Consider the following 21,164-nt stretch of genomic DNA (forward strand, 5'->3'; position numbering starts at 1 on the left):
CCTTCGGCCGCCGAACAGCCGTCAGCCCCCGAACGCCGATGTCCGCGGGCGGCCGAGGGGGCCGTCCGCGGGCAATGACATGCCTCTCGGGAAGTGTTTCGGAGGGGGAGCGGGGCGGACGGCCGGTCAGCTGTAGGAGAGGTGGGCGCCATCGGCGTCCTGCGTGCCGTTGGTGCGGTCGGTGCGGTCGGCGTCGCCGGTGCCGCCGGGGCGGCCGGGGCCGTTGAGGCCGCGGCGCGGGGCCTGGGCCACCGTGGCCATGGCCGAACCGGGGAGGGCGAGGGTGAGCAGGAGCCGGGCGACCGCCGGGACCCGGAGGGCCAGGCTGAGGACGATGTAGCCGATGAGACCGCCGAAGGTGCCGCCGATGATGTCGCCGATCATCACGGGGTGCGGGTCGCCGCCTGCGATGTACAGGATGTGCTGGCCCATTTCGAGGGCCAGGGCCGACGTCACCGCGAGGCCGGTGACCCGTTCCAGCGTGGTGGCCCTGGAGTACAGCAGCGGCAGCAGCATGCCGAGCGGGAGCATCAGCGCCAGGTTGGCGAGGAGACTGGCGCCGAAGCTGTTCTGCGGCGCGGACTCCAACTGCCCGGCCATGTGACCGCCGTACGTCCCGTAGGTCACGAGGACCGGGAAGACCGCGAGAGCGAGCACCCCGGCGACGTACGCGGCGGTCAGCAGCCGGGTCACCGCGTGGGCGCCGGTCCAGCCGGGCGTTCCGCGCCGGGCGAGTACGGCCACGAGCAGCCCGAACCCGGCCAGCAGCGGCCCGAGCGCGATCGCGGCACCGATCCCGGAGCCGCCGCCGGTGAGGAAGTCGAGGCCGAAGTCGCCGATGCCGATGCGGCCGATGCTGAAGACGCTCATGGGTGTGCTCCTCGCTCCGAGGGGGGACGGTCGGATGCCGGGCGGTGCCGGTGTTGGGTGCCGGTGCCGGCGTCGACGTCCTCCGGCGGCGAGAGCAACTCTCGTCCACCGCACCCCCGCCGCGGATCTTGCGAAAGGCAGAACTTCCGAGGCGCACTACGACTTTCGGCCGATCCCCCGGCTACGCTCCCGGCATGAGGTCCTGGCGATGGTCCCGGTCGGCGAGGTCGTGGCAGCGGCCCGGGGAACGGCCCCGGTCGGCGCGGGTGCGGCAATGGCATGGGAGTTGGTCCCGGCCGACGTCGCGGCTGCGGACGGTGGTGTGGCCCGTGGTCGCGGTGCTGCTGTTCGGCCTCGGTGCCTTCGACTACGGGATGGGCGTGTTCGGTCTGCTGGGCGACCCGTTCGCCAAGGCCGACGCCACCACGGCCGGCCCGCTGCTGCTGATCTCCGAACTGCTGTCGTGCGCCGCCCTGTTGCTCTGGCCGCGCCTCGGCGCACGGCACCTGTCGCTGGTGACCGGCGCCGTGGCGGCCCTGTCGCTCGCCACCACGGCCGTCGTCCACGTCGTCGCGGTGTGGGAACACGGCTCGGACTCCTACACCCCCGTGGGCTCGGTGGGCGGCTTCGCCGAACCGGCCGCGCTGGCGGGGCTGTTGGTCCTGACCGCCTGGCGTGGCTCGCCGCGGTGGGCGGTGCTCGCCGTACCGATGGCCATGGCGGCGATCGTCGTACGCCCGCTGGCCGCGAGGGTCGATGTGGGCGGGGTGCTCCTGGCGTTCTTCTTCACCCTGGTCGTGACGGCGGCCCTGGCCATCGGTCTGACCGCGCGGCTGGTGGCCGAGGACCGCCGCCGCCGGGCGTCGGCCGTACGGCTGGAGCAGCGCGCCGAGTTCGCCCGCGATCTGCACGACTTCGTCGCCCACCACGTCACGGGCATCGTCATCCAGGCCCAGGGCGCCCGCTCGATCGCCGCGCGCCGCCCGGACCTCGTGTCACCGGCCCTGGAGCGCATCGAGTACGCGGGCGCGGAGGCGCTGAAGTCGATGCGTTCGATGGTGGGGATGCTGCGCGACACCGCCGCGGAGGGCTCCACCGGGGCGGACGGGACGGACGGGGCGCACGGTACGGACGGCGGGGACCGCGGACGGGAGGCGGCGGCGCCCCTCGCCCCGCTCGCCGGGATGACCGAAGTCCGCTCCCTGGTCGAGGAGTTCGCGCCGGTGGGTGGGGCGCGGGCGAGCCTGCGGACGGAGGGCGACTTCGACGATCTGCCGATGGAGGTCGTCACCACCCTCCACCGCGTCGTCATGGAGGCGCTGACCAACATCCGCAAGCACGCCCGCGACTTCACCGAGGTCGAGGTGGACCTGGTCCGCACGGGCCCCCGCCTCACGGTCACGGTCACCGACGACGGCCACCCCCGCACCGGCCACCACACCCTCCAGGCCCTCGGCGGCGGTTACGGCCTGAAGGGCCTGAGCGAGCGCGTGGGCCTGATCGGCGGCCGGGTCGAGGCGGGCCCCGTGGAGGGCGGCGGCTGGCGGACCGAGGCCACACTGCCGGTGGGCGGCGCCGCCGCGCCGGCCGGGCGGGTACGGGTGGGGAACGCGGCGTGACGTACGGGAAGCGCGGCCTGACGTATATGACCCCGGATCAGAGTGTGAGCGCGAAGGTGGATGTGGATGTGGACGTGGACGTGGACGCTGTGAGCATCAACCCGAACCCGAACCCGAACCCGAACCCGAACCCGAGTGCGGGCGCGGCCGTGAATGCGGGTGTGACTCCCCACCAGACTCCGCAGGCGGGCCCGGCGAAGATCCGTGTCCTGCTGGCCGACGACCAGGCCATGGTCCGCACCGGCTTCGAGATGATCCTTTCCGCCGAGGACGACATCGAGGTCGTGGCCCAGGCGGCGGACGGCCTGGAGGCGGTGGAACTGGCCGAACGCCACCGCCCCGACGTGGTGTTGATGGACATCCGCATGCCGCGCCTGGACGGTCTGGAGGCCCTGCGCCTCCTCACCCGCCCCGGCCTGGTCGACCCGCCGAAGGTCGTGGTGGCCACCACCTTCGACGACGACGAGTACGTCCACCGGGCGTTGAACGACGGCGCCTGCGGATTCCTCCTCAAGGACTCGGGCCCTGCGCTTCTGATCGAGGCGATCCGGGCGGCGGCCTCCGGCGAGGCCCTGGTGAGCCCGTCGATCACCCTCCGCCTCCTGCGCGGCCGCACGGGCCCGTTGGCGACGGCCCGCCCCCACCAGAACCCGGACTCCGGCCTCTCCTCCCGGGAGACGGACGTGGTCCGCCTGGTCGCCACGGGCCTCACCAACGCCGAGATAGCGGCCGAACTCTCCATCTCCGTCGGCACGGTCAAGACCCACCTCGGCAACATCCAGACCAAACTCCCGGCCCGCAACAGGGTGGAGATCGCGGCGTGGGCGTGGCGGTCGGGAGTGGTGGAGGGGTGAGAGGGGCCTGAGCCGCCGTAGGCGTGCCCGGCCACATCTCGGGAGGCGGTAAGAGGATTGCCGTGAGGTGCGGGGAATGACCGGCTGCCGCACGGGGCAGCCGTCGGGGATACGGCGGAGCCGCCGGGCGGTTCGCTCAGCGCGGTGCCTCGCCGGCGAGGGGAGCCTCCAGGTGGTTCAGGGTGTGCGGGGCCGGTCGGGCGGGGTCGAGGTGGGGCGGCTCGGCGGGCTGTGGCGGGTGGCTCGGCCCTGGCACCCGGGGCTGCGGCCGTTTCTGCGCAGCTACGTCGGCTACTGGGAAGCCGTGGCCACCCCGTACGAGGCCCGGCTGGTGCCGACCGGGCGGGCGACGCTGCTGATCAACCTCGCGGAGCCGTTCACCGGGGTCCGGCGGCTGGGACTGGCGGGCGGGGACAGCGGAAGCATCGGGTCGCTGGTGGTGGGGGTCGAGGACCGGCCCGCGATCTGTGTGCACCCCGGCGGGCAGGAGGCGATCCGCGTCGAGTTCACCCCGCTGGGCGCCTATCGGCTGTTCGGCATGCCGATGAGCGAGCTGACGAACCTGGCCGTACGGATCGAGGACGTACTCGGGCCCGACGCGGGGAGACTGGTGGAGCGGCTGGCGGCCATGCCGGACTGGGCGGGCCGGTTCGATCTGCTGGACGCGGCGCTGCTCGCCCGGCTCGGCGGCGGCCCGGAGCCCGCCCCCGAGGTCGGCCACGCCTGGCGGCTGCTCACCGGCAGCGCGGGAGTCGTCCCGATCGCCCGTATCGCCGCCGAAGTGGGCTGGAGCCAGGGCTACTTGATCCGCCGGTTCACCCAGCAGATCGGGCTCACCCCCAAGGCGTCCGCCCGGGTGCTGCGCTTCCGCCACGCCGTGGCGATGCTCGGGCGCGGGACCGCGAGCCTCACCGAGATCTCGACGGCCTGCGGCTACTACGACCAGGCCCACCTCAACCGCGAGTTCCGCGCCATCGCCGGGACCACCCCCGGCCGGATGATCGCCGCCCGGCGCGTGGAGGGCGCGCTCTCCCTCTCGGGGAGTGCGAATTCGTCCAAGACGGCGCCGCCCAGCGGCCGATAACGTCGCGGCGTGCGGGGCCGGTGTCCGTGCAGGACCGTTGGACCATGTCGGGCCGTTGGCCGGTCGGGCGGCGCGGGGGACCGTCCGACCGGCCCGCAGGACTGGAAGCTCAAGGTCACATCCCAGGGGCCGAACTTGACCGACAACCGCACACGGCCGTACGGGAGTTCCGTCGCGGCGTACGACGACGGCTCCGCGCCCGAGCGTCGGCCGTTCTGGCGGCGCGGGGCAGACGTGCCGTCGAGTTCGGCGCGGCCTGGCTCATCGGGGGCCTGCTCGCCGCCGTCGTCACCCACGACCAGGCCGAGGGCGCGCTCGGGTATGTGGTGAGCTGGGGGCCGATGCTCTACGGCGTCCTCCGCATCGCCACCGGGGTCCGACTCCTCGTCAGGAGCCGTGAGTCGCCCTGAGCGTCGTCATGCCCGGCGGCGCCGGTTGCCGACCACGTAGGCGAGGGCGAACGCCGTGCCGGCGGCGAGGACCAGGCCGAGCGGGGAGGTCCAGTCGACCCCGCCGCTCCCCTCGTCGTTCCACCACGCCTTGGCCGGGAAGAACGGCTCGTAGGTGATCAGGTCCCAGGCGGCGGAGGGGGTCTCCTCGATGGCGAAGATCAGGGGGAGCGCGTTGGTGTAGCCGAAGAAGGCGGCGAGCGCGGCGATGATCGCCGCGGCGACCCGCGCGCCGGCGCTGCGGCCGCCGACCAGGCCGATCAGTGAGCCGACGATCGCCGCGTTGAGCAGGGCGTGGCCCAGGTAGAGGGCCGTGCTCGTGGCGAACGTCAGGTCCTCGTACGTGGTCGCGATGAGGATGGTGAAGAGGAACGCGACGAGGAACGAGACGGCGAAGCCGAGGAAGACCGCGCCGACCGGGTGCCCGCCCGAGTTCGGCCGCGGCGGCATGGGCTGCGGCCGGAACGGCGGCGCGGGGTGCCCCGGATGGCCCAACTGCCCCGGGTGCCCTTGGTGGCCCGGGTACCCCGGCTGCATCGGGGGCGGCCCGGCGGCGGGCGTGGACTGCGGTCCGTAGCCGGGCGGCGGCTGCTGCGGGACGGGCCCCGGCGGCTGCTGCGGGACGCCCGCTTGTGGTCCGCCGTACGGGTTGTAGGGGTGGTGCGGCGGCTGCGCGGGCGGCGGTGGTTGCTGGTTCATCGGTGTCCCCCGTTATGAGCTGATGGGGCAGCAAGCTATCAGTGCGATCCGAGGAGCCGGTCGGCACCGGGGGCGGGGCTTGTGAAGGCGGGTGAGGGCGGGGGAGGCCGGGCGGAAGCAGGCACGAAGCCGGGCGGGAACGGGGGTGAAGCCGGGCGGAAACGGGGGTGCAGCCGGACGGGAACGGGCGCGGGCGTGCGCCGACGGGCCGGGCCGATGGCGGGCGCTTCGTTACGCTTGGGGGCAAAGGTCCAGTACATGGATGTATCGGACAAGCCTCCCTAAGGAACCGAAAATGGGTCTCGGTGTCTGGGTTTCGGTGGTGCGGCGCGGCCCCCTCGCGCGTGGGGCGGCGGCGCTCGCGGTGGCTTCCGCGCTGGCGCTGGCCGCCGGGTGCGGAGGGGGCGGGGACGGCGGCGGGGTAGGGAGTGGGGGCGACAGCCTCAGTGTCGGGGTGCTGCTGCCCGGCGGCGGGGCCTCCCGATTCGGGCAGTTCGACCAGCCGTTGATCGAGGAGCGGCTGAAGGAGCTGTGTCCGGACTGTCCGGACCCGGCCGTCGCGGCCACCCCCGAGGCGTCGACCCAGCGGCAGCAGCTCGAAGCCATGATCACCCGGGGCGTCGACGTCCTGATCGTCGCCGCCGTGGACCCGGAGGCGCTGCGCTCCTCGGTGGAGGCCGCGGAGCGGGCCGACATCCCGGTCGTCGCCTATGACCGGCTCGCGGAGGGGCCCATCTCCGGTTATGTCACCTTCGACGGCGAGACAGTCGGCGAACTCCAGGCCGAGGGCCTGCTGAAGGCCATGGGCGACAAGGCGGACGGCGGCCAGATCGTCATGATGAACGGCGCCACGGTCGACCCCAACGCCGCCTGGTACAAGCGGGGAGCCCTCTCCGTCCTGGAGGGCAAGGTGAAGATCGGCAAGTCGTACGACACCGTCGGCTGGCGGCCGGAGAACGCCTACGCCAACATGAACGGCGCCATCTCGGCCCTGGGTGCCGAGAACATCGACGGCGTGCTCTCCGCCAACGACACCATGGCCGGTGCCGTGATCTCCGCCCTCAACGCCGCCGCCGTCAGGCCGCTGCCGCCGGTCACCGGGCAGGACGCCGACCTCGCGGCCGTCCAGCGGATCGTCACGGGCGAGCAGTACATGACCGTGTACAAGCCGTTCAAGCCCGCGGCCGACGCCGCCGCCGAGATGGCCGTCGCCCTGGGGCGCGGCGACAGCGTCGACTCCATCGCCACCGGCACCGTCGACAGCCCCACCGACCAGGACATCCCGGCGGTCCTGCTCCCCTCGGTCTCGGTGACGGCAGGCAACATCGAGGACACCCTGGTAAAGGATGGTATGTACACCATCGACCAGATCTGCACCCCGAAGCTCCGGGCGGCCTGTGAGGAGGCCGGACTGACGGCCGGTTGAGCACCGGACTGACGAACGGTTGAGCACCGGACTGACGGCCGGTTGAGGCGGGAAGCCGGACCGATCGGGCGCAACGGGGAGACCGGCTGAGCGGAAGGAGGGGACCGGAGTGGTTCAGCCTCTGCTGGCGTTGCGCGGCGTCTCCAAGCGCTTCGCCGCCGTCCAGGCGCTCGTGGACGTCGAACTGGAGATCAGGGCCGGGGAGGTCGTCGCCCTGGTGGGGGACAACGCCGCCGGGAAGTCCACCCTGGTCAAGGTGATCTCGGGGGCCGGTCCCGCCGACAAGGGCGACATCGAGTGGGAGGGCTCGGCCGTACGGATCAAACGGCCCCAGGACGCCAAGGAGCTGGGCATCGCCACCGTCTACCAGGACCTCGCGATGTGCGGGAACCTCGATGTCGTCGGCAATCTCTTCCTCGGCCGGGAGATCCACCGGTTCGGCGTCCTCGACGAGGTGGAGATGGAGCGCCGCACCCGTGAGCTGCTGAAGATCCTCTCCATCCGCATCCCCGACGTACGGGTGCCGCTCGCCACGCTGTCCGGCGGGCAGCGGCAGGTCGTCGCGCTCACCCGCTCCTTCCTCGACCCGCCGAGACTGCTGATCCTCGACGAGCCGACCGCCTCGCTCGGCTTCGAACAGACCAACCAGCTCCTCGACCTCATCGAGGAACTGCGCGACCGGGGCGCCGGGGTCCTCCTGATCAGCCACAACATGGGGGACATCAAGGCCGTCGCCGACCGGGTGGCCGTCCTGCGCCTCGGCCGCAACAACGGCGTCTTCAACGTCAACACCACCTCCCAGGAACAGATCATCTCCGCCATCACCGGCGCCACGGACAACACCGCCGCCGCCCACCACCCGGCCCGCCCGGAGGAGACGTGGCCGTGAGGGGCGGGGGGAAGGGGATCGGCGGCGGGGAGGGGATCGGCGGGGGGAAGGGGATCGGCGGCGGGGACGGCGTCGGCGAGGAGCGGCCCCAGGGCGGGGACGGGGAGTCGGGCGGCGAGCCCCGCCCACCCCGCCCGCCGACCGGGCGACGGCCCTACGGCGCGCACCTCCGACCGCGCTTCCGGTCGTACGGCGCACGCCTCCGGTCGTACGGGGCGCACCTCCGACCCCACTTCCGGTCGCACGGCGGACACGTTCGGGCGTACGCGGGCAGGGTGCGGCGGCAGGTGCGTGAAGGGGACGTCGGGCCGGTGCCCGCGCTGCTCGCCCTCGCCGTCACCTGGATCGTCTTCCAGAGCCTGAACTCCAACTTCCTCTCGCCGCGCAATCTGTCCGTGCTCAGCGTGGACATCGTGGGCACCGGCATGGTCGCCATCGGTGTCGTCTTCGTCCTGCTGATCGGCGAGATCGATCTGTCGGTGGGCTCGCTCGCGGGCTTGTCGGGCGCCCTGTTCGCGGCCCTGAACGTCAACCAAGGGGTGCCGGAGGGGCTCGCCGTGCTCACGGCGGTGGCCGGGGGCGCCGCCGCCGGGGCGTTTCACGGGTTCGTCTTCACCAAGATCGGCGTTCCGGCGTTCGTCGTCACCCTCGCGGGCCTGCTGGCCTGGAACGGTCTGATGCTCTATCTGCTGGGCCCGGAGAGCACCATCCACTTCGGCGGCGACGGGTTCGTCGGCGAGCTGACCAGCCGCCACTTCGGTGACGCCGCCGTCACCTACGGCCTGGCGGCGCTCGGCACACTCGCCTATCTCCTCGTCTCGTACCACGACCGCCGACGGCGCGCGGCGGCCGGGATGCCGGCCCGGCCGGTGGGGGAGATCTGGGTGCGTACGGCGGTTCTCGCGGCGGTCGCGTTCACCGCCGTCCATGTGCTGGGCCGGTTCGAGGGGCTGCCGCTGGCGCTGCTGATCTTCATCGCGGTCGTCGTCGCGTCGGACCTGTTCCTGCGCCGTACCCCGTACGGCCGGCAGGTCCTCGCGCTGGGCGGCGGGGCGGAGGCGGCCCGGAGGGCCGGGGTGGCCGTGTCGCGGGTACGGATCTCGGTGTTCCTGCTGTCGGGGACGCTGGCCGCGATCGGCGGACTGTTCGTGGCGTCCCGGCTGACCGCGGCGACGCAGGTGCCGGGCTCCGGGATGCTGCTGATCAACTCCATCGCCGCGGCCGTCATCGGCGGCACCAGCCTCTTCGGCGGCCGGGGCTCGGCCTGGTCGGCCCTCCTCGGCGTCCTCATCATCCAGTCGATCGCCTCCGGCATGGCCCTCCTGGGCGTGGCGCCCGCCGTCCAGTTCATGATCACTGGCGGTGTCCTCCTCATCGCCGTCATCTTCGACTCCCTGGCGAGACGGGCGGCGGAGTCGCGGGGGCGGGCGTGAGCGCCGCCCGGGCGGAACGCGGTCAGCGGGCCCCTGTGCCGAGTGACAGGTCCGACAGTTCACTGGATCAGGTCGGTGTGTGGATGCTCGGGCGAGGCCGGACAGACGTAGAGCTGCATATTGTCCGTGCTGCCCACTTCGACCCTCGTCGGCTGCGCCGGGTGCCGGCCGGCGTGATGACCGGCGGCGTAGGCGGCGGCCCGGTCTTCGTACGGCGCCCAGCCGCGTCCCTCACCACCGTCCCATTCGAAGGAGGCGATGGTCAGCAGCGGGACCATCCGGGCGTCGCAGACGGCGCAGTACCGGGGGTACGGGTCGGTACGGCCCCAGGGCGGCCAGCCTCCGACCTTCCAGCCCGGAGCGTCGGCCAGATGGTCGTCGTAGAACTCCTCCGGACAGTCCGCGTACGAGTCGTCCACGTCCACGCCGGCTGTCCGCCATCTGCTCCAGTCCCCCACCGCCGATCTCATCTCCGGGCTCAGATCGAGGCTGTTGGGGTACTCGGTGATCGCTTCCGGTGCCAGCAGACAGGGCTCCGGCACATAGCCCGGGTAGTCCGCCTCATACGGTTCCGGCGGCGCGGCGAGGACATCGACGACCGAGGCGGCGGACCGCCAGAACACCGCGGTCGCGGGCTTCGCGTCCGGGGCGTGGTCGTAGGGACACCAGAGGACCTGGAGCAGATCGGCCTCTCCCGGCGGCCGCAACAGGGGTATGTCGCGCAGATACAGCTGAGCCACGGCCACCATGGGGACCGGGCACTCCGCGGGCCAGGGAGGGCCGGCGTCGCGTCGCTGCGCGAGCCTCGCGGCATTCCGCTCCTTGACCGCCTCCTCCTCGGCCGTGAAGGCGGGACCATGGGGATCACGGTGCAGCCGGGCCAGCCTGCGCCTCTCCAGCCGTACGTCCGCCGGCGACTGGCGGAACCCGCTGTCCAGGTGCGCGCTCTCGCAGTGCGGCCACGGCTCCTCGGCCGGCCACAGCAACGGCCCCCCGACCGAACTCTCCCCCGCCGAAGGCGACCCGGGACGCGGATGCAGCCGAATCGCGGGACGCGCCAACGGAGCCAGCTCGGGAAGGACCGCGGTCACCTTGACAGGACGCGGCGGAGTCGTACGTACGAGAACCATGCCGGTGATCCTGCCAGCAGCCACCGACAGTCCCCTGTCACTCGCGGGGATCGGTTGCCCCAAAGGGCAGGGTTCGGGCGGCGTGACTGAGTAGCGCAACTCATGCCGTGGTTTCCCCGTCTCGGACATCGTGAGGAGTGGCTGCCGGATCTCTTTTCGGACGAGTCCGGGCGGGCCTCTCGACCAACCGATCGGAGAAGACCATGAGTTACTCGCGCCGCGCCCGTGCCCTGTTCGCTCTGGCCGTGAACAACTGGGTGTCCCGTGCCTACTTGGCCGTCGTCGCCCTCACGGGTGGATACGCGCTCTACGAAGAGCTGTTCCTGAGCAGAGCCGACGCCTCCATGGCGTATGTCGTGCCGATGCTGCTGACCGCCCCGCTGAACTGGGTGTTCACCATCGCGCTCGGCTGGATTCCCACCGACGCGCCCTTCTACGCGGGGATGGCGATCGGCGCCGTCGCGAACGCCGCCGTCATCGGGGCGGTCGTCCGCGCGCTGAGCAACCGCCGCCCGTCGATCACCCGCCCCGCGCCCGGCGCCTGACCGCCCGGCCCTCCGGCACCTGACCGGCCCACGGGCCCGGCGCCCCCGCCCACGGCTTGCCACCACCCGCGAGCCCCCGCCCACTGCTTGCCCGCAGGTCCCGAATGGGCAAGGCGGATGTCCGCCTCGGGAAAGACCCGGTGTCCGCCGACGGAGTTCACTGTCGGCCGCCCGATCTCCCGTTGCTCAGAGACAAAGGGGGCCGACCATGCCCGAAGCCGCAGGCGGTGAGTTCTGGAAGGGGCTCAAGCCGATCCAGGACTCCGTCAAACCGGACGCGCTGCCCGAGGTCTGCCTCCCCCAGGTGGCCACCGACGACGACCGCTACTACGCGGCCCTGGACCGCCCGAGCCGGTGACTTCGTCTACGAGGCGCCGGGCGAGGGGCACACACTCGTGGCGTACGAGAGCGACGAGCCGATGAAGGCGTTCTTCATCGTCAAGGGCCCCCTGATCTGGCTCGACGAGGACGGGAACACCGCCGGTTACTTCGACGTCCACGACTACATCGAGATGTGCCGTACGCACTACGAGAAGGTCGGTATCGGGGCCGACTACGTCAACTCGCTCTTCCGGTGATCCGATACGTCGTCGATGCGCTGATACACCGATGCGCCGATACACCGATGCTCCGGTAGCTTCGCCGTGTGAGCGTGGCCCTCGTCTCCCGTGTGTCCACCCTGTCCGTCGACCCCGACGACCGGATCGAGTTCTGGCAGGAGTACAACCGGCGGGCCCTGGTCGGTCTGACCTGCTCGTCGTACTCCCCCGACGGTCTGCTGGCCACCCAGACCAACTTCCGGCTGGGCGGACCACGGCCGGACGGACTGCGGCCCGCCGAGATCTCCGGCAACGAGCACGTCATCGAACGCACCCGGCGCACCTGCCGGGACCTCCCCAAGGACTCCGTCTTCGGCAGTCTCCTCACGGCCGGTCAGGCGGTGTTCTTCCACGAGGGCGGCTGCCACACACTCCGGGCGGGCGACGTCGTCCTCTACGACACCCGCCGCCCGTATCTCTTCGGCTTCCCCTCCGCCATGCGGCAGTTGCTGGTCGACATCCCCCGCGAGACCTTCACCGAACGCTGCGCCGCCGGTGACCTGCCGGCACCCCTGCTGTTCGAGCGGGGTCCGGCGGGCGAGGGCGCGGTGGCGGCCGCCTTGGAATCGGTACTGGAAGGCCGGGGCACCGAGGATGCCGTACCGATCGAGGACACCGCCCTGGACCTCGTACGGGCCCTGGCGGCGCCCCGGTTGGGGAACGGGGCCGTCCCGCCGACCGCGTCCTCGCGGCTGGCCATGGCCCAGGACTACATCGAACGGCATCTGCGCGACCCGGGTCTGAGCGCGGAACGCGTCGCCGACGCGATCGGGGTCTCCGCCCGCCACCTCAGTCGCATCTTCCGGACGACCGGTACCGGTACGGGTGCCGAGGCCGGTGGTGACGGTGACGGTGGTACGGGCACCAGCCCCGCCCGTCACATCCTCGACCGGCGGCTGGCGCAGGCGTATGCGCAGCTCACCGACCCCGGCTGCCGCCATCTCACCGTCGCCGAGATCGCCCACCACTGGGGCTTCGCCGGCCAGGCCCACTTCACCCGGGTCTTCCGCGCCCGCTACGCCCGCACACCGGGCGAGATCCGTCCGCCGCGCCCCAGGCAGCCGCCCCCCTCCACGACTGTGACGCAGGTCATGGGAAGGCGGCAGAGGGTGCCGGACAGCTGACGGGAGTGAGCACTCATATGCGAACCCGGGTACGGGCCGGGGAATCCAGCGCGTTCGCGGAACTCTTCGACAGCTACGCCCGCGCGGTCTACAACCATGCCTTCCGGCTGACCGCCGACTGGTCGGTGGCCGAGGACGTGATGGCCGCGACCTTCCTTGAGGCATGGCGGCTGCGGGAGAAGGTGGACCCCGAAGGCGGTTCCCTGCGGCCCTGGTTGCTGGGCATCGCCACCAACACCGCCCGCAACCAGTACCGGAGCAACCGGCGTTACCGCGCCGCCGCCCATGCCGCCGCGGCGGCCGAGCTGTCGGTGCCCGACCACGCCGACGAGGTGGCCGACCGCGTCGACGACCGCCGGCGCCTCGCCACCGCCCTCACCGCCCTCGCCGAGCTGCGCAGAGCCGAACGCGAGGTCGTCACCCTCTGCCTCGGCGAGGGACTGGACTACGAGGCGGCGGCGGAGGCCCTCGGCATCCCGGTCGGCACGGTGGCCTCCCGCCTCTCCCGGGCCCGCAAGAAGCTCCGCGCGATCGCCGGCACCGGCACCCATGGCGATGCCGACACCGATGTGCGCGGTGAGTCGTACGGAAAAGTTCGCGGAATTCGGGAAGGCGGTCGCGCTCCCCGACAGACAAGAGGTGATCGCACCCACGTGATCCGGCCCGCACAGGAAGGAAACCGATGAACGCGAACACGTCCCGGCAGAACCCTGCCGAGTGGGATGAGAGCGCGGCGGAGCTGCTGTCCCGGACCGCGCGTGACCTGCCGCCGGGCCGCCACCGGTTCCACAAGGAGCAGCTGATGGCCCAGATCCATGACATGCGGCAGGACGTACAGGGTGTACAGGGTGCACGGGGAGAGCGCACCGAGACGGCGGCGGCGCCCGCGACCACCACCGTACGGCCCCGGCGGCTTCGCCTCCCCCGCCCGGCGTTCGCGCTGCCCGCGCTGGCGGCGGCCGTGGCGGCGGCGGTGATCGCCGGGGTGTCGCTGTCCGGCGGTGACGGCACCGGGGTCAGGGACAGCGGGGTCGCCACCGGACCGGCGCTGACCACGGAGATCGGCAGCGCGACCACCAAGGGTGTGCCCCAGCTCCTCGACGAGATCTCGCTCGCCGCGGCCGACACCACCCACCCGGACGTCGCCCCCGGCCAGTACATCTACATCGAGTCCAAGACGGCCCAGACGTACATCAAGACCGTCGACGACAAGTCGAGCCTGGTCAGTGACGAGTTGCACCGCCGTCAGGTGTGGGAGTCCCCGGACGGCACCAAGGGCTGGCTGATCGACCCCGGTGTCAACGACAGCCCCGAGGGCGAGACCCTGAGCCTGCCCGACGAGCGGGGCGACACCCCGGAGGCCACCCTCAACGCCCCGTCGTACGACTACCTCGCCGACCTCACCACCGACCCCGACGCCCTGCTGGCCAAGATCTACAAGGAGACCGAGGGGCAGGGCAACTCCCCCGACCAGCAGGCGTTCGCCACCATCGGGGATCTGCTCGGCGAGAGCTATCCGCCGGCGGAGCTGTACTCGGCGCTGTTCAAGGCCGCCGCGAAGATCCCGGGGGTGGTGGTCGTCGAGGACGCCGTGGACGCCGACGGGCGGCACGGGGTGGCCGTGGCCCGGCTGGACGAGACCAGCGGACAGCGCGAGGAGTGGATCTTCGACAAGAAGACCCATGTCTTCCTCGGCGAACGCATCGTCCAGATCCACAAGGGCACCGGCGACGACGCCCTGCTCACCCCCGGCACCGTCGTCTACACCAGCGCCGTCATCAACCGCGCGATCGTCGACGAGCTGAAGCAGACCCCTTCGCGGTCGCGGTTGTAGTCACAGTCGGGGGTGGCCTCCACCCCGTGCCGCCGAACGCCGCCCCTGGGTCCCTGCCCAGGGGTCGGCTCCCCCGACTTTCGTTCTCCGGGCCCACCACGGCAGTGCCGCCCGTGAGGTGCCGGTCCGGCAAGCACGGGCTCGCCGCCCCGCCGCGGTCCGACCACGCCGGTTTCGAGGCGCTGCACGCGTACGTCCTCGACCGGCTGGTCCCCGTCCGCACCGAACTGCTCGACGCGTCGGCCGCCGCCGGCGAGCCGCGTCACCGCCGGACACGTGCACCCCGGACGGACCCGTCCCGGACCCGTCCCGGACCCGTCCCGGACCCGTCCCGGACCCGTCCCGGACCCGTCCCGGACCCGTCCCGGACCCGTCCCGGACCCGCCCCGGGCCAGGCCCGGGGCTCCCCGAAGGGCTACGTCCCCCCCACCCCCTCTCTATCTCTGGTTGCAGACGGGCGGGCCGCAGAGCAAGCCCTCCCGGTGATGTGACCGGAGGACCGGCCTCCGAGAATTTCAACCGAGCTGATCAGGAATCGCTGGGAGGGCGCGGTGACGGTTTCCTCGGCCGAGCGGCCCGGTACGGGCGCGGCGACAACACATGAACAACAGCGGAGCAACGACGCATTGGTTGACTGCGTGACCGGGGACGTCGACCCGCCGTCCCGGCCTCCGCACAGGTCAGACGCGTACCCTGCGTGCCCCGATGCCGTGTTCGGCGACGCCCTTCGTACGCTGCGCCACCCAGGAGGGCCCACCCGGTGAACTCACGTCTCGGACCCGAAATGCGTTTCGGGGTGCTCGGCCCCGTCGAGGTGCACAGGGGCGAGGACGCCCTCGAACTGGGCCCCCGGCAGCGACGGTTGCTGCTGGTCCGGCTGCTCATCGAGGACGGCCGACCCGTCTCGCAGCACACGCTCTGCCGCGACCTGTGGCCGACAGACCGCCCGACGGGCGCCGCCTCCTCCGTACGCGCCCACATCAGCCGGTTGCGCGCGGTGCTCGACCCCGACCTCCAGGGCCGGTCGAACATGCTGGTCAGCGGCCCCGCCGGGTACGCCCTGAAGGTGCCGCGCGAGGCACGGGACGCGACCCGCTTCGAGGAGTCCGTGGGCCGCGCCCGCGAGGCCCTGCGGCAACGGCACCTGTCCACCGCCCGCCAGGAGATCGACGCGGCGCTCGCGCTGTGGCGAGGCGAGGCCCTCGCCGAAGCCACCGAGCACGCCTTCGCGATCCGGGAACGCACCCGCCTCGACGGCATCCTCCAGGACGCCCGGGAGCTACGGGCCGCGATCCTCGTCCAGCAGGGCGAGACGGAACTGGCCATCGACGTCGCCGACGACCTCGTCCTGAAGGAGCCGCTGCGCGAGACGTCGTGGGCGCTGCTGATGCGGGCGCTGTACGCGGCCGGGCGGCCGGTGGAGGCGCTGCGGCAGTACGAGCGGTTCCGCGACATGCTGGCCACCGAACTGGGCCTCGACCCGAGCCCCCAACTGCGGGACCTGCACACCGCGATCCTCCGGCACGACGTCGTCGTCCTCGGCACACCGCGCCCGTCGGCTTCGGCCGCGCTGGCGGCGATGCCGGGCGGGGGCGCCGTGTCGCCGGGTGCCGCTGTGGCGCCGGGTGCGGTGGTTTCACCGGGGGTGGCTCTGGCGCCGGGTATGGCTGTGCCGCCGGGTACGGTCGGGGCGCCGGGTACGGTCATGTCGCCGGGTACGGCGGTGTCGGGCGCGGGCGGGTTCGGCACTGTGGAGTCCGGCGGGGCGGTGTCCGGCGGGGCGGTGTCCGGCGGTGCGCTGTCGCCGCGCCACGGCCTCGGCGCCGGGGACGTATCCCCGTACCCCACGCCCGGCCCTGACCACATCCACAGCCGTAACCACAACGTCAACCACAACCTCGGCCTCGACCCCGTCGACGTCACCCCCCTCGTCGGCCGGGGCCGGGAGATGGCCCAGCTCGCCGCGCTGTTGTCGGCCGCGACGGCCGGGCGGCCCCGGTGGGCGGTGGTCGGCGGGGAGCAGGGGTTCGGCAAGACGCGGCTGGCGGAGGAGGTGTCGGCGCGGGCGGCGGCGGCCGGGTTCACGGTCGCCCGTACCCGGGCCGGTCAGGCGCTCAGCGGCAACCGGGGTATCTCCCAGACCTGCCCCACCGTGCAGCTCCTCGACGCGCTGCGGCAGGACGGCAAGGACTCCGCCGAGGACGAGGTGGCGCAGAAGGACCCCCTCGCCACGGTCGTCCACGAGCTGACCCAGGCGCCTACGCTGGTCGTCGTCGACGATCTCGACCAGGCACCGCAGGGCTTCCACCGGCTGCTGCGGCGGCTCGCGAAGGTACTCCGTGAGGGCCCCGTCGTGTTCGTGTGCACCCTGCGCGGCGACTTCGACAACCCGGCGACCAGCATGCTCCTCGCCGACCTCGCCCTGCTCGACACGGCCTGGCTGACCCTGGAACCGCTGACCGCCGCCGACGTGGCCCAGCTGCTGGTGGCGCACGGCGAGGAGGCCACGCCTCAGCGGGCGGCGGGGCAGGCGACCGCGCTGCACCGCCGGGCCGAGGGCCACCCGTTCGCGCTGGCCGAACTGCTCAAGCTGCCGCCCGAGAGGCGCACCGGCCCCGAGGCACGCATACCGGCCGCCGTACGCAACCTCCTCCACGCCCGCCTCGTCGAACTGCCCGACCCGGCCCGCACGATGCTCGCGTACGCCGCCGCCGACGGCGCGTGGCTGGACGTGGAACTGCTGGCCGAGGTCCAGGACCTGGCCCCCGACGAACTCCTCCCCCTGATCGACGCCGCCGTGACCGCCCGCATCCTCGTGTGGGACACGGACACCGCCACCACCACCACCACCGACATCGGCAGCGCCACCGACATCGGCAGCGCCACCGACATCGGCAGCGGCACCGACATCGGTCGCTACCGCCTCCCCGAACTCCCGCGTGACGTGGTGCTGAGCACCCAGACCCCCTCCGCACGGCAGCTGCGGCACGCCGCCCTCGCCCGTGCGCTGGCCCGCCGGGACGACGTCGACCCGGCCCGACTGGCCCGGCATCTACGGGCGGCGGGCCCTTCCCTCTCCCCCGGACACACCGGACACACCGGACACACCCACCCCAGGAGTCTGTGATGAGCACCAAGACCGGCCCCCAGCGTTTCCCCGGAGCCAGCCGGGCGAACTGGTACCAGGACGACTTCGGCGGCGACCCGATGCAGGTCAACGTAGTCGTCCTGCACACCACGGAAGGCCCGAGCCTGCCCGACTACGGCGGCGGCACCTCGGCCCCCAACCTGACGGCGGTCCCCGACCTCGCCGCCAAGAAGCTGAGGTGGTACCAGCACTTCGACATCGAGACCTCCGCCCGCGCGCTGGTCAATCTGCGCGGCGGTGTCGAGACGAACACGATGAACGTCTGCCAGGTCGAACTGGTCGGCACCTGCGACCCGAAGACCCACACCAGGTGGAAGGCGTCGGGCAGGTCGCACGTGTACTGGCCGGACGCCCCCGACTGGGCGTTGCGCGGTATCGCCCGCTTCCTCGCCTGGATGCACGAGGAGCACGGCGTACCGCTGACCGGCCCCAAGTCCTGGCCCGCGTACCCGAGTTCGTACGGCAATGGTGGCGGCCAGCGGCTGACGGGGGCGCGGTGGACGGACTTCAAGGGGGTCTGCGGTCATATGCACGTCCCCGAGAACACCCACGGCGACCCGGGCGCGGTCGACTTCGCGCGTGTCCTGAAGTACGCGAGGACCGAGCTGGACCTCGACCTCGACGACGACAAGCCCGAGACGACGCCCCCCGCCAAGCCCAAGCCCCCCGCCTTCCCGGGCCGCAAGCACTTCACCGCCGGCGCCTCGAACGCGTACGTCCTCCAGCTGGGCAAGCAACTGGTCAAGCGCGGCTTCGGCGACCACTACAAGGTGGGCCCCAGCAAGACCTGGGGCGAGGCCGACCGCCTCAACGTCCGCGACTTCCAGAAGTCCCGCAAGGAACTGCGCGGCGACGCCGACGGCACTCCGGGCCCCCTGACCTGGCGCCTGCTGTTCTCGTAACCGAAGTCCCTGCCGGCCGCCCCGGTGTCAGCCGACGTCGAAGAAGTAGTCGTAGGGCGCCAGTTGGATGCCGGAGGCGGTCGTCGCGTAGACCGAGAGGTAGTGGAAGCCGTCCGTCGGCGGGGTCCAGTCGATGCTCGCCCCGTGGTCGGCGTTCGCGGGGATCGTGGTCTCGGGGCCGCTGTCGAAGGAGTAGGTGTAGCTCACGACGTTCTGCACCTTCGGAGTGAGCGCGAAGGTGCCGGGTACGCCCGCGCCGCCGCCCGAACCGTTCTCCGGGTAGACCTCCGAGGTGACGGTCGGGGTGGTGTCGTAGCCGATGTACCAGGAACCCGCGTCGCTGACCCAGCCGTTGGCGCTCCTGCTGGTCACATACACGGACTCACCGTGGATGCCGTCCAGCGTGAGTTCGACCTCCGCCGTGCCGTCGGCCGCCGCCTCGACCTCCACGGTCCGGTCGTTCTGGCCGCCGACGGTCCGTACGGAGTAGCCGACGACGGGGCTCTTCGACTGCAGCCCGGCGTGGGGCCGCAGTGTGAACTCGGTCGGCTCGCCGAACTCGGGCGACGGGACGGCCGGGGTGACCGTGGGCGCCGTGGAGCTGACGCGGAACGAGTAACTGGTGATCGCCGAGGTGTTGTACGCCCGGTCCAGGCCGCGCACCCACAGGGTCATCGGACCGGAGCCGGTCGGCGGGATCAGGCTGAGCGTGGCCGAACCGCCGAGCGCGTCGGCCCGCTTTCGGTAGCGCGTGCTGTCGTACGGGTCGACGGGCTGCGGAACGCCGTAGTCGCCGATGCTCGTGCCGATGACGGGGAAGTCCTGCTGCCAGGTGAACTCGAAGCCCTCGACGTCGGCGGCACCGTTCGCGCTCAGCTCGAACGTCACCGGCTCACCGCCCTCCACCCAGCCGTCCTGCGGATAGTTCGGCGAGGTGATGGTGGGCGCCTTCGCCGGGCGGGTGTTGTCGATGGTGACGTAGCAGGGGGCCGACCAGTCCGAGGCCGCGTCACCCGCCACCGTCCGCGCCTGCCAGGCGTAGGTCTGTCCGTCGGCGAGCGCGGCGGCCGGCAGCGTGGCCGGGGCCTCGTAGCCGGGCCTGACGTTGTCGCGGCCGACGGTCGTGATCTGCGCCGGGTCGGCGACCGGCCACACCTGGTAGCCAATGCCGAGCAGCGAGGTGTCGGAGGCGTCGGTGGTCCCCGGGATGCCCTCGACGACCAGCCCCTCGCCCGCCCAGCGGTACGAGGGCCGCTCCGCGTCGGTCGAGCAGTGCCGGTGGCCGTTGAAGAGTTGGGTGGGAGTGGTGGGCGTTCCGTCGGCCGCGCTCGCGGGCGCCGCGGCGGTGAGCGCCAGGGCGAGGGTGCCCAGAGAGGCGAGTACGGCGCGCGATCTGGCGCTTAAGGGCGTGGGCGTGGGTGTGGAGACGGACGTGGACATGGTCGAGTGATCCCTCCCGTTTGGATGCCCCGCACATTGGCTCATGCGCACCGTGATGCGCACTGGTGTGCGGGCGGCGAGGGGGATCGTATGGGTTGTCGCTGACGGCCGCTGGGAATTAGCGGCGCCCGTCCGGCAGTGATGCCATGAGGTCTTCCCACGCCTCGTGCGCGCTCTCGCCGACGATGCCGAGTTGGGTGATGACCGCGACGCAGTGGCCGTTCTCGTCGTCGAGTTCGAGGGCCGCGGTCGGGCCGTGGGCGGCTGGGGAGTGGACGAGGTGGCAGGAGCGTATGCCGGTGAGGTCGAACTCCACCGAGGCGGTCTGGCCGATCGCCGCGAACACCCGGCCGTCGACGGTCCGGTCCGTGACGTGTACGCGGCCGGTGCACGCCTGCATCGCCGATGGGGCGAACACCGCGACGCCGATGGGGAGTTCGGCGGAGCGGACGTGGTCGAGGAGGGTGGGGAGGGCGTCGATGTCGATCGGGCGATCACCGGCCCGGTGGCCGTCGAACGCGTTGCGGCGCCGGGGCGACCTGCCCTCCGTGAGGATCGCGTCGAGGTGGGCGAGCTGGTCGCCGTTCTCCCACGCCGGCTCCTCCGACGTCGGCGCCTCCCACGCCGGTACCTCGGTCGCCCTGTACGGCAGCGCGGTCCCCGCCCCCGCCAGCGCCCCTGCTCCAACAGGGGCCACCAGCCCGGCCAGCACGCGGTCGCCCTCGGAGAGCAGTCGGCCCCGGTGGGCCGTACGGCCGTCCGCGTGGAGCAGGCGTACCGTGACCGCGCCCGTGGGCTCGTCCCGGGTGAGTACCGCCGAGGTGACGCCGGTGGGGTCGAGCCGCAGGGCGATCGAGTCCGGGTGGACGGTGAACGCTTCGCCGCGCAGGGTCGGTACCGCGTAGCCGCCGACCTGTTCGATCCTCGCGACCGGGCCTCCGGTGACCGCCTGGACGTACTGGAAGAGGGTCAGACAGCGCGCCAGCTCCGGCATCCGCGCGTCTATCAGCCGCGCGCTGCGCCTGCCCCCTCCCCGCCGCCCACAGCAGTCCTCGAAAGCGCAACCGCCGTCGGCGTCGGCGTCGGCGTCGGCGTCGCGAGGATCGTGGGGCGTCATGC

20 protein-coding genes and 1 pseudogene are annotated in these 21,164 nt (G+C 72.3%); 16 read left to right on the forward strand and 5 right to left on the reverse strand.

Annotation, left to right across the window (positions count from 1 at the left end):
- Positions 1 to 126: 126 nt before the first annotated feature.
- The gene (locus tag ACWD4G_RS20035) at positions 127 to 870 is read right to left on the reverse strand and encodes a VanZ family protein (protein ID WP_451295142.1); all 744 of its coding nucleotides are present in this window, start codon (positions 868 to 870) and stop codon (positions 127 to 129) included.
- A gap of 194 nt (positions 871 to 1,064) precedes the next feature.
- On the opposite strand from ACWD4G_RS20035, the gene ACWD4G_RS20040 reads away from it, so the two are divergent.
- The 4 genes from ACWD4G_RS20040 to ACWD4G_RS20055 all read left to right on the forward strand — a co-directional run bounded on the left by ACWD4G_RS20040 (position 1,065) and on the right by ACWD4G_RS20055 (position 4,837).
- Positions 1,065 to 2,489 (forward strand): sensor histidine kinase, encoded by a 1,425-nt coding sequence (locus ACWD4G_RS20040; protein WP_451295144.1) that lies wholly within the window; start codon positions 1,065 to 1,067, stop codon positions 2,487 to 2,489.
- A gap of 161 nt (positions 2,490 to 2,650) precedes the next feature.
- Entirely contained in the window at positions 2,651 to 3,343 is a 693-nt protein-coding gene (locus ACWD4G_RS20045; RefSeq protein ID WP_451295372.1) for a response regulator, read from the forward strand.
- 172 nt (positions 3,344 to 3,515) lie between these two features.
- Positions 3,516 to 4,427 (forward strand): helix-turn-helix domain-containing protein, encoded by a 912-nt coding sequence (locus tag ACWD4G_RS20050; RefSeq protein WP_451295146.1) that lies wholly within the window; start codon positions 3,516 to 3,518, stop codon positions 4,425 to 4,427.
- A gap of 44 nt (positions 4,428 to 4,471) precedes the next feature.
- Positions 4,472 to 4,837, forward strand: coding sequence for a hypothetical protein (locus tag ACWD4G_RS20055; RefSeq protein ID WP_451295148.1), 366 nt, complete (start codon positions 4,472 to 4,474; stop codon positions 4,835 to 4,837).
- A gap of 6 nt (positions 4,838 to 4,843) precedes the next feature.
- Here the strand turns inward: ACWD4G_RS20055 and ACWD4G_RS20060 are convergent, their stop codons facing one another.
- A complete protein-coding gene (locus ACWD4G_RS20060) occupies positions 4,844 to 5,575 on the reverse strand; it encodes a hypothetical protein (RefSeq protein WP_451295150.1) in 732 nt (243 codons plus the stop codon).
- Between the two features lie 295 nt (positions 5,576 to 5,870).
- On the opposite strand from ACWD4G_RS20060, the gene ACWD4G_RS20065 reads away from it, so the two are divergent.
- The 3 genes from ACWD4G_RS20065 to ACWD4G_RS20075 all read left to right on the forward strand — a co-directional run bounded on the left by ACWD4G_RS20065 (position 5,871) and on the right by ACWD4G_RS20075 (position 9,323).
- Entirely contained in the window at positions 5,871 to 7,001 is a 1,131-nt protein-coding gene (locus ACWD4G_RS20065; protein WP_451295152.1) for a sugar ABC transporter substrate-binding protein, read from the forward strand.
- 109 nt (positions 7,002 to 7,110) lie between these two features.
- Positions 7,111 to 7,890 (forward strand): ATP-binding cassette domain-containing protein, encoded by a 780-nt coding sequence (locus ACWD4G_RS20070; RefSeq protein WP_451295154.1) that lies wholly within the window; start codon positions 7,111 to 7,113, stop codon positions 7,888 to 7,890.
- Positions 7,891 to 8,165: 275 nt separating this feature from the next.
- Positions 8,166 to 9,323, forward strand: a complete 1,158-nt coding sequence (locus ACWD4G_RS20075) for a sugar ABC transporter permease (RefSeq protein WP_451295374.1) — start codon at positions 8,166 to 8,168, stop codon at positions 9,321 to 9,323.
- 59 nt (positions 9,324 to 9,382) lie between these two features.
- On the opposite strand, the gene ACWD4G_RS20080 is transcribed toward ACWD4G_RS20075, so the two are convergent.
- Complete coding sequence (locus ACWD4G_RS20080; protein ID WP_451295156.1) at positions 9,383 to 10,453, reverse strand: hypothetical protein; 1,071 nt, start codon at positions 10,451 to 10,453, stop codon at positions 9,383 to 9,385.
- 203 nt (positions 10,454 to 10,656) lie between these two features.
- Between ACWD4G_RS20080 and ACWD4G_RS20085 the strand changes: the two genes are divergently transcribed.
- From ACWD4G_RS20085 to ACWD4G_RS20125, 9 genes and pseudogenes are all read left to right on the forward strand, one after another.
- The gene (locus tag ACWD4G_RS20085; RefSeq protein WP_451295158.1) at positions 10,657 to 10,998 is read left to right on the forward strand and encodes an SCO4225 family membrane protein; all 342 of its coding nucleotides are present in this window, start codon (positions 10,657 to 10,659) and stop codon (positions 10,996 to 10,998) included.
- Positions 10,999 to 11,206: 208 nt separating this feature from the next.
- Positions 11,207 to 11,356 (forward strand): hypothetical protein, encoded by a 150-nt coding sequence (locus ACWD4G_RS20090; RefSeq protein ID WP_451295160.1) that lies wholly within the window; start codon positions 11,207 to 11,209, stop codon positions 11,354 to 11,356.
- Positions 11,357 to 11,393: 37 nt separating this feature from the next.
- Positions 11,394 to 11,576 (forward strand): hypothetical protein, encoded by a 183-nt coding sequence (locus ACWD4G_RS20095; RefSeq protein WP_451295162.1) that lies wholly within the window; start codon positions 11,394 to 11,396, stop codon positions 11,574 to 11,576.
- Between the two features lie 68 nt (positions 11,577 to 11,644).
- Entirely contained in the window at positions 11,645 to 12,721 is a 1,077-nt protein-coding gene (locus tag ACWD4G_RS20100) for a helix-turn-helix domain-containing protein (protein ID WP_451295164.1), read from the forward strand.
- 17 nt (positions 12,722 to 12,738) lie between these two features.
- Positions 12,739 to 13,407: an RNA polymerase sigma factor gene (locus ACWD4G_RS20105; RefSeq protein WP_451295166.1), complete on the forward strand. Its 669-nt coding sequence runs from the start codon at positions 12,739 to 12,741 to the stop codon at positions 13,405 to 13,407.
- The gene (locus tag ACWD4G_RS20110) at positions 13,404 to 14,555 is read left to right on the forward strand and encodes a CU044_5270 family protein (protein ID WP_451295168.1); all 1,152 of its coding nucleotides are present in this window, start codon (positions 13,404 to 13,406) and stop codon (positions 14,553 to 14,555) included. The genes ACWD4G_RS20105 and ACWD4G_RS20110 overlap by 4 nt, the downstream gene beginning before the upstream one ends.
- A 131-nt stretch (positions 14,556 to 14,686) precedes the next feature.
- Positions 14,687 to 14,818, forward strand: a pseudogene (locus tag ACWD4G_RS20115) (TetR family transcriptional regulator); the annotation flags it as partial.
- Positions 14,819 to 15,315: 497 nt separating this feature from the next.
- Positions 15,316 to 17,682, forward strand: coding sequence for a BTAD domain-containing putative transcriptional regulator (locus tag ACWD4G_RS20120; RefSeq protein ID WP_451295170.1), 2,367 nt, complete (start codon positions 15,316 to 15,318; stop codon positions 17,680 to 17,682).
- Positions 17,682 to 18,605 carry a peptidoglycan-binding protein gene (locus ACWD4G_RS20125; RefSeq protein WP_451295172.1) on the forward strand — a complete coding sequence of 308 codons (924 nt, stop codon included), beginning with the start codon at positions 17,682 to 17,684 and terminating at the stop codon, positions 18,603 to 18,605. Before ACWD4G_RS20120 ends, ACWD4G_RS20125 begins: the two co-directional genes overlap by 1 nt.
- Positions 18,606 to 18,632: 27 nt before the next feature.
- On the opposite strand, the gene ACWD4G_RS20130 is transcribed toward ACWD4G_RS20125, so the two are convergent.
- Entirely contained in the window at positions 18,633 to 20,045 is a 1,413-nt protein-coding gene (locus tag ACWD4G_RS20130) for a hypothetical protein (RefSeq protein WP_451295174.1), read from the reverse strand.
- A 118-nt stretch (positions 20,046 to 20,163) separates the two neighbouring features.
- Entirely contained in the window at positions 20,164 to 21,162 is a 999-nt protein-coding gene (locus ACWD4G_RS20135; protein WP_451295176.1) for a hypothetical protein, read from the reverse strand.
- Positions 21,163 to 21,164 lie beyond the last annotated feature (2 nt).

Source organism: Streptomyces sp. NPDC002643 (assembly GCF_053592555.1).

What these genes read in the sequence shown, in the direction of transcription:
- ACWD4G_RS20125 (WP_451295172.1), top strand. Translation starts at nt 17,682, where the DNA reads ATGAGCACCAAGACCGGCCCCCAGCGTTTCCCCGGAGCCAGCCGGGCG.
- ACWD4G_RS20085 (WP_451295158.1), top strand. Translation starts at nt 10,657, where the DNA reads ATGAGTTACTCGCGCCGCGCCCGTGCCCTGTTCGCTCTGGCCGTGAAC.
- ACWD4G_RS20040 (WP_451295144.1), top strand. Translation starts at nt 1,065, where the DNA reads ATGAGGTCCTGGCGATGGTCCCGGTCGGCGAGGTCGTGGCAGCGGCCC.
- ACWD4G_RS20135 (WP_451295176.1), bottom strand. Translation starts at nt 21,162, where the DNA reads ATGACGCCCCACGATCCTCGCGACGCCGACGCCGACGCCGACGCCGAC.
- ACWD4G_RS20060 (WP_451295150.1), bottom strand. Translation starts at nt 5,575, where the DNA reads ATGAACCAGCAACCACCGCCGCCCGCGCAGCCGCCGCACCACCCCTAC.
- ACWD4G_RS20035 (WP_451295142.1), bottom strand. Translation starts at nt 870, where the DNA reads ATGAGCGTCTTCAGCATCGGCCGCATCGGCATCGGCGACTTCGGCCTC.
- ACWD4G_RS20055 (WP_451295148.1), top strand. Translation starts at nt 4,472, where the DNA reads ATGTCGGGCCGTTGGCCGGTCGGGCGGCGCGGGGGACCGTCCGACCGG.
- ACWD4G_RS20110 (WP_451295168.1), top strand. Translation starts at nt 13,404, where the DNA reads ATGAACGCGAACACGTCCCGGCAGAACCCTGCCGAGTGGGATGAGAGC.
- ACWD4G_RS20090 (WP_451295160.1), top strand. Translation starts at nt 11,207, where the DNA reads ATGCCCGAAGCCGCAGGCGGTGAGTTCTGGAAGGGGCTCAAGCCGATC.
- ACWD4G_RS20105 (WP_451295166.1), top strand. Translation starts at nt 12,739, where the DNA reads ATGCGAACCCGGGTACGGGCCGGGGAATCCAGCGCGTTCGCGGAACTC.
- ACWD4G_RS20065 (WP_451295152.1), top strand. Translation starts at nt 5,871, where the DNA reads ATGGGTCTCGGTGTCTGGGTTTCGGTGGTGCGGCGCGGCCCCCTCGCG.
- ACWD4G_RS20130 (WP_451295174.1), bottom strand. Translation starts at nt 20,045, where the DNA reads ATGTCCACGTCCGTCTCCACACCCACGCCCACGCCCTTAAGCGCCAGA.
- ACWD4G_RS20080 (WP_451295156.1), bottom strand. Translation starts at nt 10,453, where the DNA reads ATGGTTCTCGTACGTACGACTCCGCCGCGTCCTGTCAAGGTGACCGCG.